Consider the following 15,448-nt stretch of genomic DNA (forward strand, 5'->3'; position numbering starts at 1 on the left):
TCACGCAATTCAATTCCAATTCTCAGTCAATACAGCAGTTTTTGGGAGATATCTTCGATGATTTCTTAATTCATTCGAAGATTTTTGCATCTTGGTCGAAAAATCAACGAAACCCTCCGACTCACACAACGTCAATGCTGCAGGTGCAGAATCCCGCTTGCACCCTTCTGCGCAATTTAATACCTGCTTAGGGCAACCCAAGCGCAACAATGTTTCCCACCCGAAAGGCCACAAAATGAGCTTCCGCCTGCAACCCACCCCACCTGCACGCCCAAACCGCTGCCAGCTTTTCGGCCCGGGTTCTAACACCAAGCTGTTTGCCAAAATGGCAGCGTCGGCCGCAGACGTCATCAATCTTGATCTCGAAGACAGCGTCGCCCCCACTGACAAAGACGTGGCACGCGCCAATGTGATTGAAGCCATCAACACAGTTGATTGGGGCAACAAAACCTTGTCTGTGCGGATCAACAGCCTCGACACCCCTTTTTGGTACCGCGATGTCGTGGACCTGTTGGAACAGGCGTCTGAACGCCTTGACCAGATCATGATTCCAAAAGTGGGCTGTGCGGCAGACATCTACGCCGTTGACGCGCTGGTCACTGCAATCGAAGCTGCAAAGGGACGCACAAAACGCATCGATCTTGAGGTCATCATCGAAAGCGCTGCGGGCATCGCCCACGTTGAAGAAATTGCTGCATCTTCGCCACGCCTTGTCGCCATGAGCCTCGGCGCCGCCGACTTCGCCGCGTCTATGGGCATGCAAACGACAGGCATCGGCGGGACACAGGAAAACTACTATATGCTGCACGAAGGCCAGAAACACTGGTCTGATCCATGGCACTGGGCGCAAGCCGCAATTGTTGCAGCCTGCCGCACACACGGTATTTTGCCCGTTGATGGACCATTCGGGGATTTCTCCGACGACGAAGGGTGCCGTGCGCAAGCGCGCCGGTCCGCGACATTGGGAATGGTCGGGAAATGGGCCATCCACCCAAAACAAATCGCAATCAGCAACGAAGTGTTCACACCCTCCGACGAAGCCGTATCCGAGGCCCGCGAAATTCTGGCAGCTATGGAAACAGCCAAAGCAAATGGCGAAGGGGCAACCGTCTACAAAGGCCGCCTGGTGGACATCGCATCCATCAAACAAGCCGAGGTGATCGTGCGTCAGCATGAAATGATCAACGGATAAGTGATTTGCCAAAGGCGCGGATGGCGCGTCCAATGGGGCCTCTACTTACGTGCGAGGCCCCATGCGTTTTCTCATCCTAGTTATGTGTTTCATCCCGCTGTCTCTGCGGGCGGCAGACCTGTCAGTCCGCGACGGCTGGGCTGTGCACAAAACGGATAAACCCTACGCACAATTGGTCAAAGACACGCGTGCATCCGTCAAAGCGCATGGCATGTTCGTGGTCACACAAGCGGGGCCAACCGCAGCGGCAGCAAAACGTGGCATCACAATACCCGGAAACCGGGTGATTGGCGTGTTCAACAACGACTTCGCTGTCAAAGTGTTGGGCACCTCAACTGCCGCAATGATTGAAGCACCCATCAGGCTCTATGTGACGGAAAACGCCAACAAGACTGCTACCCTGTCATACAAGACGCCGACATTTGTTTTTGCACCCTACAAAGAAGATGGCGGAGCAGAGCTGATGACGCTTGCGGAAGAATTGGATTCAATCTTCGCAAAGATCGCAAAAGACGCGCAAAACTAGCGTTTTCTTTTCGCCAAAAATATCCCGGGGGAGACCGCGCAGCGGGCGGGGGCAGCGCCCCTTGGATCCTATCAGGCCCGCGCATCCTTTGGGGATCCCATAACCACATAGGTTGTGATGGCATTCACTTGCGGATGGGCACCTAAAAAGTCTGTGTGAAAAGCTTTGTAAGCGGCAATATCAGCGCATTCAACGCGCAGCAGATACTCGATGGTGCCAGTGATGTTGTGGCATTCTGTGACTTCAACAGCGCGGGACATCGCGCGTTCAAAGCCTTCCTGACTTTCCTTGGAATGATCGCGCAAACCGACCCCGATATAAGCCAGAAAACCTATACCCAACGCGGTGCGATCCAAAACAGCGCGGTAACCGCTGATAAGACCCGTTCGTTCCATCTCTTGCACGCGACGCAAACAGGCAGACGGAGACAAACCAACCCGGTCCGCCAATTCAAGGTTGCTGATCCGTCCATCACGGATAAGCTCTTGCAATATATTCTCGTTTATTTGATCAAGCTTCGCCATTTGTTGCAAAATATAATACAAAATGCGTGGCTTCGCAATTTCAAAGCATCTCAAACAGTAAATAGTTGCGGCATGCAGTATGATCTTTTGACGGCGCTTGCCGGTTTCGCCTTTGTCAGTTCAATCACTCCGGGCCCAAACAACTTGATGTTGATGGCGTCGGGTGCAAATTTTGGATTCACCCGCTCTTTGCCGCATATGGCGGGTGTAGGGTTCGGGTTTCTGGCGATGATCATTCTGGTTGGCCTCGGACTGGGACAGGTGTTTGAAATCTACCCGATCTCCCACACGACCCTCAAAATCGGGTCGGTTGTCTATCTGCTGTATCTTGCATGGAAAATCGCGACGTCTGCACCGAAGGAAACATCGGACCAAACCGGAACGCCGATGACATTTCTGCAAGCATGTGCGTTTCAATGGGTGAACCCAAAGGCGTGGACCATGGCTGTCACAGCCGTAACGGTTTACACGCCCGACACCAATTTTTCAGCGCTGTTGTTGGTGACGGCTGTTTTCGGGGCATTTAACATTCCATGCATCACGACATGGAACCTGATGGGACGCGAAATGGCGCGCTTTTTGACCAACCCCACGCGGTTGCGGATGTTTAACTATTCGATGGCGGCGTTGTTGGTGGCCTCGCTTTATCCTGTGCTCTTTCCCTAAAAGACACATTGCCTCCTGCGCCACTCATCAGCACAGCGTTGCAAAAGGCATCATAGCCCGCCATATAACACCCAACACGGCAGCCAGATCTGAGGGACAGGGCAATGACGCAATATATGGAATTTGAAAAACCTCTCGCTGAGATCGAAGGCAAGGCCGAAGAATTACGGGCTATGGCGCGCGACAACGAAGATATGGACGTCACGGCAGAAGCCGCAGCCCTCGACGTCAAAGCGGCCGCCATGCTGCAAGAGCTGTACGCGACACTGACGCCATGGCGTAAATGTCAGGTCGCGCGCCACCCCGACCGCCCCCATTGCGCCGATTACATCAAAGCACTGTTCACCGAATACACGCCGCTCGCCGGCGACCGGAATTTCGCAGATGATCACGCCGTCATGGGTGGTTTGGCCCGCTTCAACGGCACCCCTGTGATGGTGATTGGCCATGAAAAAGGCAACGACACCAAATCGCGCATCGACCGCAACTTTGGCATGGCGCGCCCCGAAGGCTACCGCAAAGCCACGCGGTTGATGGATTTGGCGGGGCGCTTCGGCATGCCTGTCATTACCCTTGTCGACACCGCAGGGGCCTACCCCGGAAAAGGCGCAGAAGAACGGGGCCAATCTGAGGCCATTGCCCGCGCGACGGAAAAATGCTTGCAAATCGGCGTGCCGTTGATTTCGGTGATCATCGGCGAAGGCGGGTCCGGCGGCGCTGTGGCATTTGCCACGGCCAACCGTGTCGCGATGCTGGAACATTCGATTTATTCGGTGATCTCGCCCGAGGGCTGCGCGTCGATCCTGTGGAAAGATGCAGAAAAAATGCGCGAAGCAGCAGAGGCCCTTCGCCTTACAGCGCAAGATCTCAAGCAACTTGGCGTCACCGACCACATCATCCCCGAACCCTTGGGCGGCGCACACCGTGACTGGCAAAAAGCCATCGAAGCCGTCAGTGTAGAAATTGGCGACATGCTGGCTGAATTGGGCAAAATGAAACCAGCAGAGCTGATCACGGATCGCCGCAAAAAATTCCTGGATTTGGGTTCAAAGGGGCTGGCGGCTTAACGTCCAGAAAATTTCAAATTTTCTGGACCGTTGTCTTTGAAAGACAACGGCTATGGCTCAAACGACGGCACACGCGCTCGCAAGTGATTGCGCAAATCTCCCAGTGGCCGGGCGTCTTCAATCCAGCCCTTGTCCAACGCCAGAAACATCTGGCTCAGGGTGACGATGTCGGACTGCGCGTCCTTCACATCCAAACCGTCAAAGACGTAGGTTGCCCGACCTTGCCCTTGCAGGCTGATGTTCACCGGCGCCACGCAACCACCCAGACAGGAAACCGCATCGACTTCGATGGCGTCACTTAGCCCCGTCTGCTTCAAAGCCCCACGCAAAACGGCACAATCCTGACGCGCAGTGTGACCTTCCACGCGTTCGCATGTGGCACAGACAAGCAACCGATTTTGGGCATCCTTCGACATAGGCGCATTTGCAGCGCCCTGCATCATTGTGTCAACCTGAGATATAGCGAGCGCACCCGTACAATGCAGCCGTGTCATCGGTGATCAGATATAGCGGAATTTCACCAAAACGCCCTGCAAAAGCAGCGTCCTTACCCGCCTCTTGAACAACGATCTCTGCCACATCTTGCCCTAGAATGGCCCGGGCCAACGATCCGTTGAAATACAAGCCGCCAAGCGGCAAATACTGATAGATCATTTCGCGACAAAACACGCCCAAAGCACGCGCAAACAGGGCCTTCGTGGCTTGAGACGCCGGATCACAACCCCGCGTGATCGCCGCAGGTTCAGCCTGAACACCACACAGAAGGGTATGGATTTTTGCCAATCCGGGCCCCGAAAAGCACTGCTCGACCGTTTGGAATTCTGGCGCAGCGGCGCCCAGTTCTGTTTTCAGGATTTGCATCACCCGCACAGGCAGGCTGGCATGACCAAGCTCTGCCTGAAACACGCGACCATCCGCGCTTAGGCTTACATTGAAGCCTGTCGCCACACCAACAACAAGGGCCTGCCCGTCTTGGGCCGCACCACCGCCAATGCGCTGCACAGCCTCTGTCGGCAAAGCCGGCAAAGCATACCCCAAAGCCGCCAGATCATTGATCACTTGCACGTCATCAAAACCCAGCTGACCCTGCAAAACATCCGCATCAAAGCGCCACGCCCCATTTGTCAAAGCGCCCGAACGCCCCGTCACAGGACCCGCAATTGCAACGCACAGGCTGTTTGGGCGTGTGCCACCGCGGTGCGCCAGATACATGGCAACAACGCTTTCGAAACTGTCCATGCGGGCATTGGCGTAATGCATCGTGCTGCCCGCCACAATCTGCCCCTGCCAATACACGGCAAGGCGCGTGTTGGTGCCCCCAACATCCGCCAATAGCGTCGGCGCGTTTTCCATCAGGCAGCGGCCTCGCCTGGCTTTTTGCCCAGAATGATCATGCTGAGCAGCTCATCATCCGTCACGTCGTTCACATCCACGGTGTCGACCAATTGACCGTTCTTCATCACCGAGGCCCGATCGCACAGCTCCATCACATCATGGATGTCGTGGCTGATCAGAAAGATGCCAATGCCGTCGGCCTTCAACTTCTGGATCAATTCGGACACCATCTGCGTCTCGTGTGGTCCAAGGGCCGCGGTGGGTTCATCCATGATCAGAATTCGCGCATCAAAATAAACAGCCCGTGCAATGGCCACGGATTGCCGTTGACCGCCTGACAGCGCAGACACTGGTTCTGCAAATTTCTGGAAATTCGGGTTCAGGCGGTTCATGATTTTGCGAGTTTCGGCCTCCATCGCGTCATCATCCACAAAGCCCAAACCACTGGTCAGTTCACGCCCCAAAAACAAGTTGCTGGCAGCATCCAGATTGTCGGCCAAAGCCAACGTCTGATAGATGGTTTCGATGTTATAGCGTCGCGCATCACGGGGGTTGTTGATGGTGGCGCGTTCGCCATTGATCCAGATTTCACCACTGTCAGCGGCATAGGCCCCCGATAGCATCTTGATCAGCGTGGATTTGCCTGCGCCATTGTGGCCCAAAAGGCCCACGACTTCGCCGGAATATAGGTTGATGGATACATCGTCTACAGCCCGTACGCCGCCAAAGGCGATGGACATGTTTTTCAGCTCGACCAGAGGTGTTTGCTTATTCATTTCCATGTCTCCTTACACTCCAATTTTGCGGCGATAGACGATGTCCAGCCACACAGCAAACACCAGAACCAACCCGACAACCATGTTTTGCAATGGCGCGTCCACATTGGAGGATGCCATGCCCGATTGCAGCGTTTGCAGGATAAACGCCCCGATGACCGCGCCGTAGATGGTACCAAATCCGCCCGCCAGCGCCGTGCCGCCAATGACGGCCGCCGCGATCACGCGCAATTCGTCCAGCAAGCCAAGGCCCACGTCCGCAGAGCCCAAGCGGGCCGATGCGACCACCGCAGAAATCCCCGTCAGTGCGCCCATCAGCGCGAACACTTTGACCGTCAAAAGCCGGGTGTTGATCCCCGACAATTCCGCCGCTTCGGGGTTGCCCCCCGTCGCATAAACGTAACGCCCGAAGCGGGTACGCGTGGACACGATGGTCATCACAACCGTTACAACCAGCAACATCACCACCGGAATCGCTACGCCGTGGTTAAGCACCATCCCGTCCGTCACCTCGATGCCGCGCGCCTCTGCCACACGTTTCACCGCACCTTTCGCCATCTGGTGGTTATTCATAGTCCACACGTAAGATAGGATCAGCCCCGCCGCGAGAATGATCAAAATACCTTCGGCCCATTTGGGTTTCACTTTGAAGCCGTGGGTTTCTTTGCGCTGCCGGCTCAGCAGGATCAGCGCAATAGCCACCACTGCGGCCACCACACCAAACCCCCACGACAGGGTTTCCCCAAGCGTGCCTTCGGCTCCGCCCCCCATCAACTTGAATGTCGGGTCCAAGGGGGCAACGGTTTGCCCTTGGGTCACCCACCACATTGCGCCGCGATAGATCAGAAAGCCACCAAGCGTGACAATAAAAGATGGTACCATCTGATAGCCGACCACCCACCCCTGTGCGGCCCCGATGATGGTGCCCATCAACACAGCGGCAAGCAGGGCTAACACCCAGATCGACCAATGTCCAAGCCCTAGATATTCCGGCAGGACATGCACTTGGAATGCAGCGATTGTCATGCCGATGAACCCCAGCAAGGACCCCACCGATAGGTCGATGTTACGTGTCACGATCACAAACACCATGCCAGTTGCCATGATCGCCACCGACGCCGTCTGGACCGAAATGTTGAACAGGTTGCGCGGCGTCAGGAAACGTCCGCCTGTGATCAGATCAAACATCACACATAATGCTACAAGTGCGCCGATCATGCCCAGAAGGCGTAGGTCGATGCCAAGTTTGGTTAGGAAGTTTTTCATCACGTCACCTTTGGATGTGAGAGGCGGGTGCACAGACGGGATGCGCGTCAACAGGCGCTCACCATAAATGCAAACAAATTATGAGGAGAAGAAGCGAGGTGTCCCCCCGACCTCGCAGGGCCGAGAGGACTGGGAGTGTTTAGTTACAAGCGGCGTTGGAAGAACCCGCGCACAACTTGTCTTTTTCGATCCAGCCCGCGTCGATCACGACGGACAGGTTGTCGGCTGTTACAGGAACCGGCTCAAGGAAGCGGGCCTGCATGGTTGTGCCTGATGGCGATGTCCATTCGGCGGCACCTTCAACGGTGTCGCCTGCGGCCAAAGCCACAGCGGCTTCAGCAGCGGCTGTACCAAGGGCGCGTGCGTCTTTCCAAACGGACACAGTTTGCGTGCCAGTCGCGACACGGTTCAAAGCGGCATGGTCGCCGTCTTGACCGGACACTGGAATGCCTTCCATGCCTTGCGCCGTCAAAGCCGCAACAACACCACCGGCCGTGCCGTCATTCGATGCCACAACCGCATCAACTTTGTTGTCTTGCGCGGTCAGGATCTGTTCCATGTTGCGCTGTGCGTTCGCTGGAACCCAACCGTCTGTGTAGGCTTCGCCGACAATGGTGATGTCGCCTGCGTCAATCGCCGCTTGCAGCACTTCTTGCTGACCGCCACGCAGGAAGTCCGCGTTTGGATCGGTGGGCGAGCCCTTGATCATGACGTAATTGCCTTTTGGCATGGTTTCCAGAACCGCACGGGCCTGCATGCGACCCACTTCGACGTTGTCGAATGTCAGGTAAAAGGCGCGGCTATCTTCGATCAAACGGTCATAGGCAATGACAGGAATGCCTTCGTCGGAAGCTTGCTGCACGGCCGGACCAACAGACGACGCGTCTTGCGCCAGAATGATCAGTGCGTTTGCGCCTTGAGCGATCAGCGATTCAACATCAGACAATTGCTTGCCGGAGGAAGATTGCGCGTCTGCAGAAATGTATTTTGCGCCCGCGGCATCCAAAGCAGCTTTGATAGCGGCTTCGTCGGTTTTCCAGCGCTCTTCCTGAAAGTTTGACCAGCTCACACCGACGACGATGTCTTCAGCCCAAGCGGCTGTGCTCATCAACACGCCTGCTGTGACCGCGATTGCAGTTTTAAAAAGTTTCATGTGTTCCTCCCGAACGATGTCACCCGCTGGTTTTGCAATTTTTCATGCGGGGTCGAATCTGTTGTAGCGAGATTAAATTCGCTTTGCAAATTAAATTGGACACAGCCCTATTTTTTGGTGCAAGCTTGGTCTTGGAAGGCCGATCTGTGTATAACCATCGGCAGGGAGAACGGGCATGGCATTTGGACATCAGCGCGAACAGGGGCGACGTGTGTTGCTTCGCGCCATTGAACGGCACGGACCAATCCCACGCATAGACCTGTCTCAGGTCACGGGCATTTCCCGCGCCACCGTCACAACAACCACCGCAGACCTGTTACGCGAGGGCCTGATCGAAGAGGTGCCCCGCCAAGACGGCGCAGAAACCAGCCGTGGCCGTCCCCGTGTCGATCTGAAACTGCGCGGCGACGCCCATTGTGTCGCCGGGATCAAAGTCTCCGACACGACAATATCTGTAATGCTGTCAGATTTTGTCGGCACCGAATTGGCAAGTCTTGACGTGGACCTGCCCAAAGGCCCGAACGCAGCAGACGCGCTTGCGGATCGCATCGCAAACGTCGTTCAAACACTCGCAGAGTCCATCGGCAAAAATCTGTCTGATCTATCAGGCGTCGGCGTTGGTTTGGCGGGCATTGTCGACGCGCAAAACGGCACAGTCTATTGGTCGCCGTCCCTGAGCGCCCGCAACATCAATTTTCGCGACATCCTATCACTACGCATGGGGGTGCCCGCATTTCTGGACAATGACGCGAACCTCGTGGCCATGGCAGAAAAAAGCTTTGGTCTTGGGCGCGGACATTCCGATTTCATCGTTGTTATCATTGAAAGCGGCGTTGGCATGGGCATTGTATTAAATGACCAAATTTATCGCGGCACACGGGGTTGCGGCGCTGAATTCGGCCACACCAAGGTGCAATTGGCCGGTGCGCTGTGTCGCTGCGGGCAACGCGGATGCCTTGAAGCCTACGTTGCCGATTATGCCATGTTGCGCGAAGCTGCCAGCGTTGGCGCAATCGACCATACCCTGTCCCCCACAAAACAGTTTGAACAACTTTTGGCCGCAGCCAAAGCCCAGGACCCCACGGCAGAAACCATCGTGGCGCGGGCGGGGCACATGTTCGCCTTGGGCCTTGCCAATCTGGTCAATGTCTTTGATCCCGAGCTTATCATTTTGGCAGGCGAGCAGATGAAATTCGACCACCTTTACGCCGAAGAGGTTATCGCCGAGATGCGCAAATCCATCGTTCAAATCGACAAGGCACCGCCTGAAGTCGTCATCCATAAATGGGGCAACCAGATGTGGGCCAGCGGTGCCGCAGCCTATGCGTTGGACTTCGTCTATGACATGGCGGCAAAGGACGTGCGTGAAGATGCAGGGTAAAGTCGCGCTATTTACAGCAGGTATCGCATGGGCCGGGTTTGCCCCGTTTGCGCTGGCCGATATCCGGTTTGCCCCGGTGACGGTGCCCGAACATTTCTATACAGGTGGCTGGGAACATTTTGTCGGGGGTGGCCTTTCCGTTCTGGATTGTGACGGCGACGCAAAGCCCGATCTTTTTGCGGCAGGCGGTGCCGCGCCTTCTGCGCTTTGGCGCAACACAAGCTCCAAGGATGGGATTGCATTTGCCCCCGTCACGGGATTTGCACAACTGTCCGGCGTCACAGGCGCTTACCCGATGGATTTGAACAACGACACCCACCTTGATTTGGTCGTGATGCGGGTTGGCCAAGACACAACCCTTTTGGGCGACGGTCAATGCGGATTCACCCCTGCCCCGCTGCCGGGTGCAGCATTCGAAGACCGCTGGACAACAGCATTTTCCGCCATCTGGTCTGGCGATGACACTTTGCCCAGTTTGGCTTTCGGGCACTACGTGGACCGGTCTGATCCGGATGGCCCCTTCGAGGCATGCGACACCAACCTTCTGTTGCGCCCCGACAGCACGAACAACGCCTACATCGCCACGGAACTGGCGCCGGGGTTTTGCGCCTTATCCATGCTGATCTCTGATTGGTCACGCAACGGCACACCGGACCTGCGCGTCAGCAATGACAGACATTACTACGTGAAAGGTGGCGCAGAGCAGCTTTGGACCTTGGGCGACACACCGCGCCTGTACACGCAAGACGATGGGTGGATCACCCACCAGCTTTGGGGAATGGGCATCGCATCCCGTGATCTGGATCGCGACGGGCTGACAGAGGTGTTTTTGTCCTCGATGGGCGACCAGCGTTTGCAAGAATGGACGGGGCAAGGCGCTGAATTCAAAGACGCACCCTTTGAACGTGGTGCTGCCGCACACCGCCCGTATACTGGCGGCGATGGGCGACCATCAACAGGATGGCACATTGCATTGGGCGACGTACAGAACGACGGCATGGATGATGTGTTCATCGCCAAAGGCAACGTCCAACAAATGCCCGGCATGGCGATGGAAGATCCCAACAACCTGCTGATTCAGGATGAAAAAGGACAATTTTCAGAGGCGGGTCTGACCGCAGGTATCGCCAGCCTGCACCGTGCCCGTGGCGCCTCCCTGACCGATCTGGATGGTGACGGGCTATTGGATCTGATCGTTGTCAACCGTATGGCGACGCTCGAGGTCTATAGAAATACTTCAGCGCAAACAGGGTATTGGCTGAGCGTTGAGGCCCGTCAACCGAACGTGAACACACGCGCCATCGGCGGCTGGATCGAAGTGATGGACGACATGGGGCTGCAAATGCGCGAATTGGTGATTGGTGGCGGACATGCAGGCGGCAGCGCAGGTCCTGAACACTTTGGCCTTGGTGACGCTGAAGGCATAATGATGCGCGTTATATGGCCTGATACGACAGCCACACAGTGGATGGCTGTGCAAACAAACCAACGCGTACGCGTGATGCGCGACGGGGAAACTGCGACGCTGACCCGCTATTAGGGTCTGGTCCCTTCACCACCAGCGCTGGCTGCCCTCAGTCAAAGGGCAATCCACTTGGGACAGACGCAGGAATGCCCAAGGCCCCGCGCAAGCTTTGCACATCGGTCAGTGCATTCAAAAACGCCAGCAGCTGGGCCACCTCCGTGTCAGTCAAATCTTGTGGCTCAAGCTGATTTGCCTGTGAGATACGGGTGACCTCTGCGGTATCCGCCATCACCGCGAAATCATCCTTTCCCAAACCTTCAGGCAACACAGCCTGATCGGTCAAATAGGTTTTAAACGCCCCCAAAGGATCAAGATGATGGCGCACCACACCTTCCAAGGTCGCATAGGCTCCGGCGTGCCCATAGGGCGCTGTGTGCGCAACATTGCGCAAACTAGGCGTACGAAACGCATAGGCATCTGCGGTATTTCCAGTCACACGCATGCGCCCCAGATCGCGTTGGTGATTTTCAAATATAGCCGCTTTGCCTGGCCCGATTTGCGGCATGGCGATTGCGTGAAACTTATGATCGGTCTGGAACAGGCCCGAATGGCATGTGGAACAGCCCGCAGATCCATAGAACAATTCCATCCCCGCCATAGCGTCCGTGTCCATAGCGGCCCCCCGACGCAAAAACGCATCAAACGGGCTGTTCACCGCGCGCCATTCAAAATCTACAAACGCCGCGATCGCATCCGCAATATCCGTGAAATGCACAGCTGTGTCCGCACCTATGATCGGATCAAAAGCGGCGCGATAAGCCGGAATTGCCTCGACCCGCTTGGCCAGAATATCCCAAGCACCGTCCGGGCCGGTGATCACGCCACGCCGGACCGCGCGTGACACATCGTTTTCCCCCAAATGCCCGGCCATTTCATCTGCGGACAAGACCGGAAACATCGTTTGTGCCGACAACAATGACGCAAAACCTTGCTCCATCTCTGCACCCAAGGGTGTGCGAATACCGGACGGGCGCGTGGTGTCGACTTCAAGCCGCCCGTCGTGGAAGAACGATGTGAATTCCGAAGCGCCTATATTGAACAACATCGGTGCATGACGCGGAATCCGCTTTTCCGGCAGATTGTCCGCATCCACTTCGCGCGCCGGCCCCAGCCCGATGCCACCATCGCCGATACCCAAAGACACACCATCAGCGGTGTTGAATTTCGGATGATGGCACGTGGCGCAGGACACCGTTTTGTTGCCCGACAAGATGGGGTCGAAAAACAACAGCTGCCCCAACGTGATTTGCGCATTGTTTGTTTGCGGGAACGATACATCAGGCGTTGGAAGGTCCGCAGCCTGAACGGCGACCACAGCACACGCACTTATCAGAACCGTTGCCAATGCCCTTTTCATTGCAGTGCCTTCATCGCTGAATATCCCTTGCAGTATCGCGCATACCCCTGCGCGTAGGGCTCTACCAAAGATGGATCAGGATGGACCGTCCGCGCAAGGGTTGGTTTTGTCATGATCGTCGCAGGGTCGGCACCCGTTACACCGCATATCGCCAGTCGCGCCGCACCAAGGGCCGCGCCAAATTCACCTTGCGCCGGAACGTCCAGCGGAAGGTCCAGAATGGACGCCAGCATCGCAACCCAATGATCCGATTGTGTCCCGCCCCCAATCGCCAAAAGCCGTTTTGGTGCAGCGCCTGTTGTGCGCAATGCTTCCAGACTGTCGCGCAAGGCATAGCACACGCCCTCCATGACGGCGCGGGTCATGTCATTGCGTGTGTGCGCAATATCCAGCCCCAGAAAGCCGCCCCGCACAGCACTGTCGTTATGAGGCGTGCGTTCGCCGGACAGATACGGCAAAAACAACAGATCATTTGGTGGTTCGGGCGTCGTCCCCAAGGCTTGGGTCAGCTCAGATGGCGTCACGCCCGTGACCTCGCTTAGCCAGTTCATACTGTCTGTGGCCGCCAAAACGACCCCCATTTGATACCATTGCGCGGGCACCGCATGGCAAAAGCTATGTACGGCCGTCTCGGCCATGGGCGCGAATCCGTCCCGCGCGGTCAAAACGACACCAGAAGTGCCAAGCGATACAAAACCGTCTCCGTCTTCCATCGCCCCCACCCCGCACGCAGCAACGGCATTGTCGCCGCCCCCGGCCACAACCTGCACATCCTCCGGCAACCCCAGCACAGCCGCGATATCCGGTTTCACAGTGCCAATACCTTCGGTGCCTTCATAAAGCATTGGCATTTGGTCGCGGCGCATGGCCGTGGCGTCCAGCAGCGTATCGGACCAGTCTCGCGCGCCCACATCCAGCCACGCGGTCCCCGCACTGTCAGACATGTCCGAAGCAGCCACACCGGTGAGCCAGAAATTCATGTAATCCTTTGGCAGCAGAACCTTATCAACCCGTGCAAACAACGCAGGTTCATGTTGCGCCATCCACACCAGTTTGGGGGCTGTAAAGCCGGGGAACACAATGTTGCCGGTCACTTTGCGAAACACTGGATTTGAATCCAAACGGGCCGCCTGACTGTGACTGCGGGTGTCGTTCCACAAAATGCAGGGGCGCAAAACAAGACCGTCCGCGTCCAGTGTTGTGGCGCCATGCATGTGACCAGACATCCCGATGCCCTGCACTTTGGCAAAATCGGACGGATAAGACGCCTTCAGCGCAGCCATCACGGCAATGCAGCTGTCTGTCCAGTCCTTCGGGTTTTGCTCTGACCAACCGCTGTGGGGATGCGACACGCTGTAATTTGCATTGGCGTCACCAATGGTGCGCCCCGCTGCATCAACCAACAATGCCCGCAGGCCCGAAGTGCCCAAATCAAGACCGATAAACATTGCCGCTCTCCTGTGTTTCCAAATGCGTTCCGGCCATTGTGACCCATTTAATTCTAAAGTGAAATTAAAAAGACCCATTCCGCTTGGCGCTGGTCTTTTCGCCTGCGGTGCTTCAATTTGAAAACAAGGGATGAGGTAAGGCACAACAATGACACGCACTGCATTGGTAACAGGTTCGGCAGGGTTCATCGGCTACTTCACAGCCAAGGCACTTCTGGATCAAGGATGGCGTGTCGTCGGGCTGGACGCGATGACCGACTACTACGATGTCCGCCTGAAAGATCGCAGGCATGCCATGCTGCATCAAAATGCAGGCTTTAGCGCAGTAAACGCCCGCCTTGAAACACCCGGGGTGCTGCAAGATCTTTTTGAAACTCATCAGTTCGATGCAGTCGTTCACTTGGCAGCGCAAGCAGGGGTGCGCCATTCTATCGACGCGCCGCGATCCTATGTCGAAGCGAATTTGATGGGCACGTTTGAATTGCTGGAAGCCGCGCGGGCCGTGCCACCAGCGCATATGCTTTTGGCCTCAACATCCAGCGTTTACGGCGCAAACACCCAAATGCCTTACACGGAAGCCGACAAAGTAGACGCGCAAATGTCCTTTTATGCAGCCACCAAGAAGGCCACCGAGAACATGGCACATTCTTATGCCCATCTGTACGATTTGCCGATCACGATGTTCCGGTTCTTTACCGTTTACGGCGCTTGGGGCCGGCCTGACATGGCGCATTTCAAATTCACAAAAGCCATCTTGAACAATGAACCCATCGAAATCTACAACCATGGAAAAATGCAACGGGACTTTACCTACATAGACGATCTCGTACGCGGAATAACCGCCTTGATCGATGCTGTGCCGCCGATGCCCGGGGCTGATCCGATCCAAGGCGATAGCCTGTCTGCGGTAGCCCCCCACAGGGTCGTAAACATAGGCACCGGTGCACCCGTTGCCTTGATGGATTTTGTGGAAGCGATTGAAACAGCCATTGGCCAAAAAGCCACGAAATCATTCAAAGACATGCAACCGGGTGATGTCCCTGCAACATGGGCAGACGCGACTTTGCTCAAAACACTGACCGGCAAAACGCCAACGACCCCGATCCAAACCGGCATCCAAACCTTCGTTGACTGGTACCGCGATTATTATCAGGTCTGATCCATCTTCATCTCGCTAAATAAACCTCCCCCGGAGGGTCCTAAGGTTTGCCACGCACGCATGCACCCGCTAT

At 56.1% G+C, this 15,448-nt stretch carries 15 protein-coding genes; 7 read left to right on the forward strand and 8 right to left on the reverse strand.

Annotated features, from left to right (window positions below):
- Nucleotides 1–235 precede the first annotated feature (235 nt).
- Together ABJL60_RS14180 and ABJL60_RS14185 are read left to right on the forward strand one after the other, a co-directional pair.
- Entirely contained in the window at nt 236–1,192 is a 957-nt protein-coding gene (locus tag ABJL60_RS14180) for an L-malyl-CoA/beta-methylmalyl-CoA lyase (protein WP_108827138.1), read from the forward strand.
- Nucleotides 1,193–1,253: 61 nt separating this feature from the next.
- Nucleotides 1,254–1,718 (forward strand): DUF302 domain-containing protein, encoded by a 465-nt coding sequence (locus ABJL60_RS14185; protein WP_348376008.1) that lies wholly within the window; start codon nt 1,254–1,256, stop codon nt 1,716–1,718.
- 71 nt (nt 1,719–1,789) lie between these two features.
- On the opposite strand, the gene ABJL60_RS14190 is transcribed toward ABJL60_RS14185, so the two are convergent.
- Nucleotides 1,790–2,242: an Lrp/AsnC family transcriptional regulator gene (locus ABJL60_RS14190; protein WP_108829970.1), complete on the reverse strand. Its 453-nt coding sequence runs from the start codon at nt 2,240–2,242 to the stop codon at nt 1,790–1,792.
- Nucleotides 2,243–2,314: 72 nt separating this feature from the next.
- Here ABJL60_RS14190 and ABJL60_RS14195 point away from each other — a divergent pair, with 72 nt between their 5' ends.
- Nucleotides 2,315–2,908, forward strand: a complete 594-nt coding sequence (locus ABJL60_RS14195; protein WP_348376009.1) for a LysE family translocator — start codon at nt 2,315–2,317, stop codon at nt 2,906–2,908.
- Nucleotides 2,909–3,012: 104 nt separating this feature from the next.
- Nucleotides 3,013–3,975: an acetyl-CoA carboxylase carboxyltransferase subunit alpha gene (locus ABJL60_RS14200; RefSeq protein ID WP_348376010.1), complete on the forward strand. Its 963-nt coding sequence runs from the start codon at nt 3,013–3,015 to the stop codon at nt 3,973–3,975.
- A gap of 50 nt (nt 3,976–4,025) precedes the next feature.
- Here ABJL60_RS14200 and ABJL60_RS14205 read toward each other — a convergent pair whose 3' ends face one another.
- The 5 genes from ABJL60_RS14205 to xylF form a co-directional block, all read right to left on the reverse strand.
- On the reverse strand, nt 4,026–4,418 hold the full coding sequence (locus ABJL60_RS14205; protein ID WP_348376011.1) for a DUF1636 family protein: 393 nt from the start codon (nt 4,416–4,418) through the stop codon (nt 4,026–4,028).
- A 4-nt stretch (nt 4,419–4,422) separates the two neighbouring features.
- Nucleotides 4,423–5,328, reverse strand: a complete 906-nt coding sequence (locus ABJL60_RS14210) for a glucokinase (protein ID WP_348376012.1) — start codon at nt 5,326–5,328, stop codon at nt 4,423–4,425.
- Nucleotides 5,328–6,092 carry an ATP-binding cassette domain-containing protein gene (locus ABJL60_RS14215; RefSeq protein ID WP_348376013.1) on the reverse strand — a complete coding sequence of 255 codons (765 nt, stop codon included), beginning with the start codon at nt 6,090–6,092 and terminating at the stop codon, nt 5,328–5,330. The genes ABJL60_RS14210 and ABJL60_RS14215 overlap by 1 nt, the downstream gene beginning before the upstream one ends.
- A 6-nt stretch (nt 6,093–6,098) precedes the next feature.
- Nucleotides 6,099–7,352, reverse strand: a complete 1,254-nt coding sequence (locus ABJL60_RS14220) for a sugar ABC transporter permease (protein WP_348376014.1) — start codon at nt 7,350–7,352, stop codon at nt 6,099–6,101.
- 139 nt (nt 7,353–7,491) lie between these two features.
- Nucleotides 7,492–8,505: a D-xylose ABC transporter substrate-binding protein gene (gene xylF / locus ABJL60_RS14225; protein ID WP_348376015.1), complete on the reverse strand. Its 1,014-nt coding sequence runs from the start codon at nt 8,503–8,505 to the stop codon at nt 7,492–7,494.
- 175 nt (nt 8,506–8,680) lie between these two features.
- Here xylF and ABJL60_RS14230 point away from each other — a divergent pair, with 175 nt between their 5' ends.
- The gene (locus ABJL60_RS14230) at nt 8,681–9,886 is read left to right on the forward strand and encodes an ROK family protein (protein ID WP_348376016.1); all 1,206 of its coding nucleotides are present in this window, start codon (nt 8,681–8,683) and stop codon (nt 9,884–9,886) included.
- Nucleotides 9,876–11,426: a CRTAC1 family protein gene (locus ABJL60_RS14235; RefSeq protein WP_348376017.1), complete on the forward strand. Its 1,551-nt coding sequence runs from the start codon at nt 9,876–9,878 to the stop codon at nt 11,424–11,426. The genes ABJL60_RS14230 and ABJL60_RS14235 overlap by 11 nt, the downstream gene beginning before the upstream one ends.
- A gap of 34 nt (nt 11,427–11,460) precedes the next feature.
- Here the strand turns inward: ABJL60_RS14235 and ABJL60_RS14240 are convergent, their stop codons facing one another.
- A complete protein-coding gene (locus ABJL60_RS14240; RefSeq protein ID WP_348376018.1) occupies nt 11,461–12,768 on the reverse strand; it encodes a cytochrome c peroxidase in 1,308 nt (435 codons plus the stop codon).
- Complete coding sequence (xylB, locus tag ABJL60_RS14245; protein WP_348376019.1) at nt 12,765–14,216, reverse strand: xylulokinase; 1,452 nt, start codon at nt 14,214–14,216, stop codon at nt 12,765–12,767. Before xylB ends, ABJL60_RS14240 begins: the two co-directional genes overlap by 4 nt.
- Before the next feature lie 148 nt (nt 14,217–14,364).
- Between xylB and ABJL60_RS14250 the strand changes: the two genes are divergently transcribed.
- Nucleotides 14,365–15,375: an SDR family NAD(P)-dependent oxidoreductase gene (locus tag ABJL60_RS14250; protein ID WP_348376020.1), complete on the forward strand. Its 1,011-nt coding sequence runs from the start codon at nt 14,365–14,367 to the stop codon at nt 15,373–15,375.
- Nucleotides 15,376–15,448: the final 73 nt, after the last annotated feature.

Origin of the sequence: Ascidiaceihabitans sp., assembly GCF_039986515.1 — a bacterium.
Lineage (GTDB): Bacteria > Pseudomonadota > Alphaproteobacteria > Rhodobacterales > Rhodobacteraceae > Ascidiaceihabitans.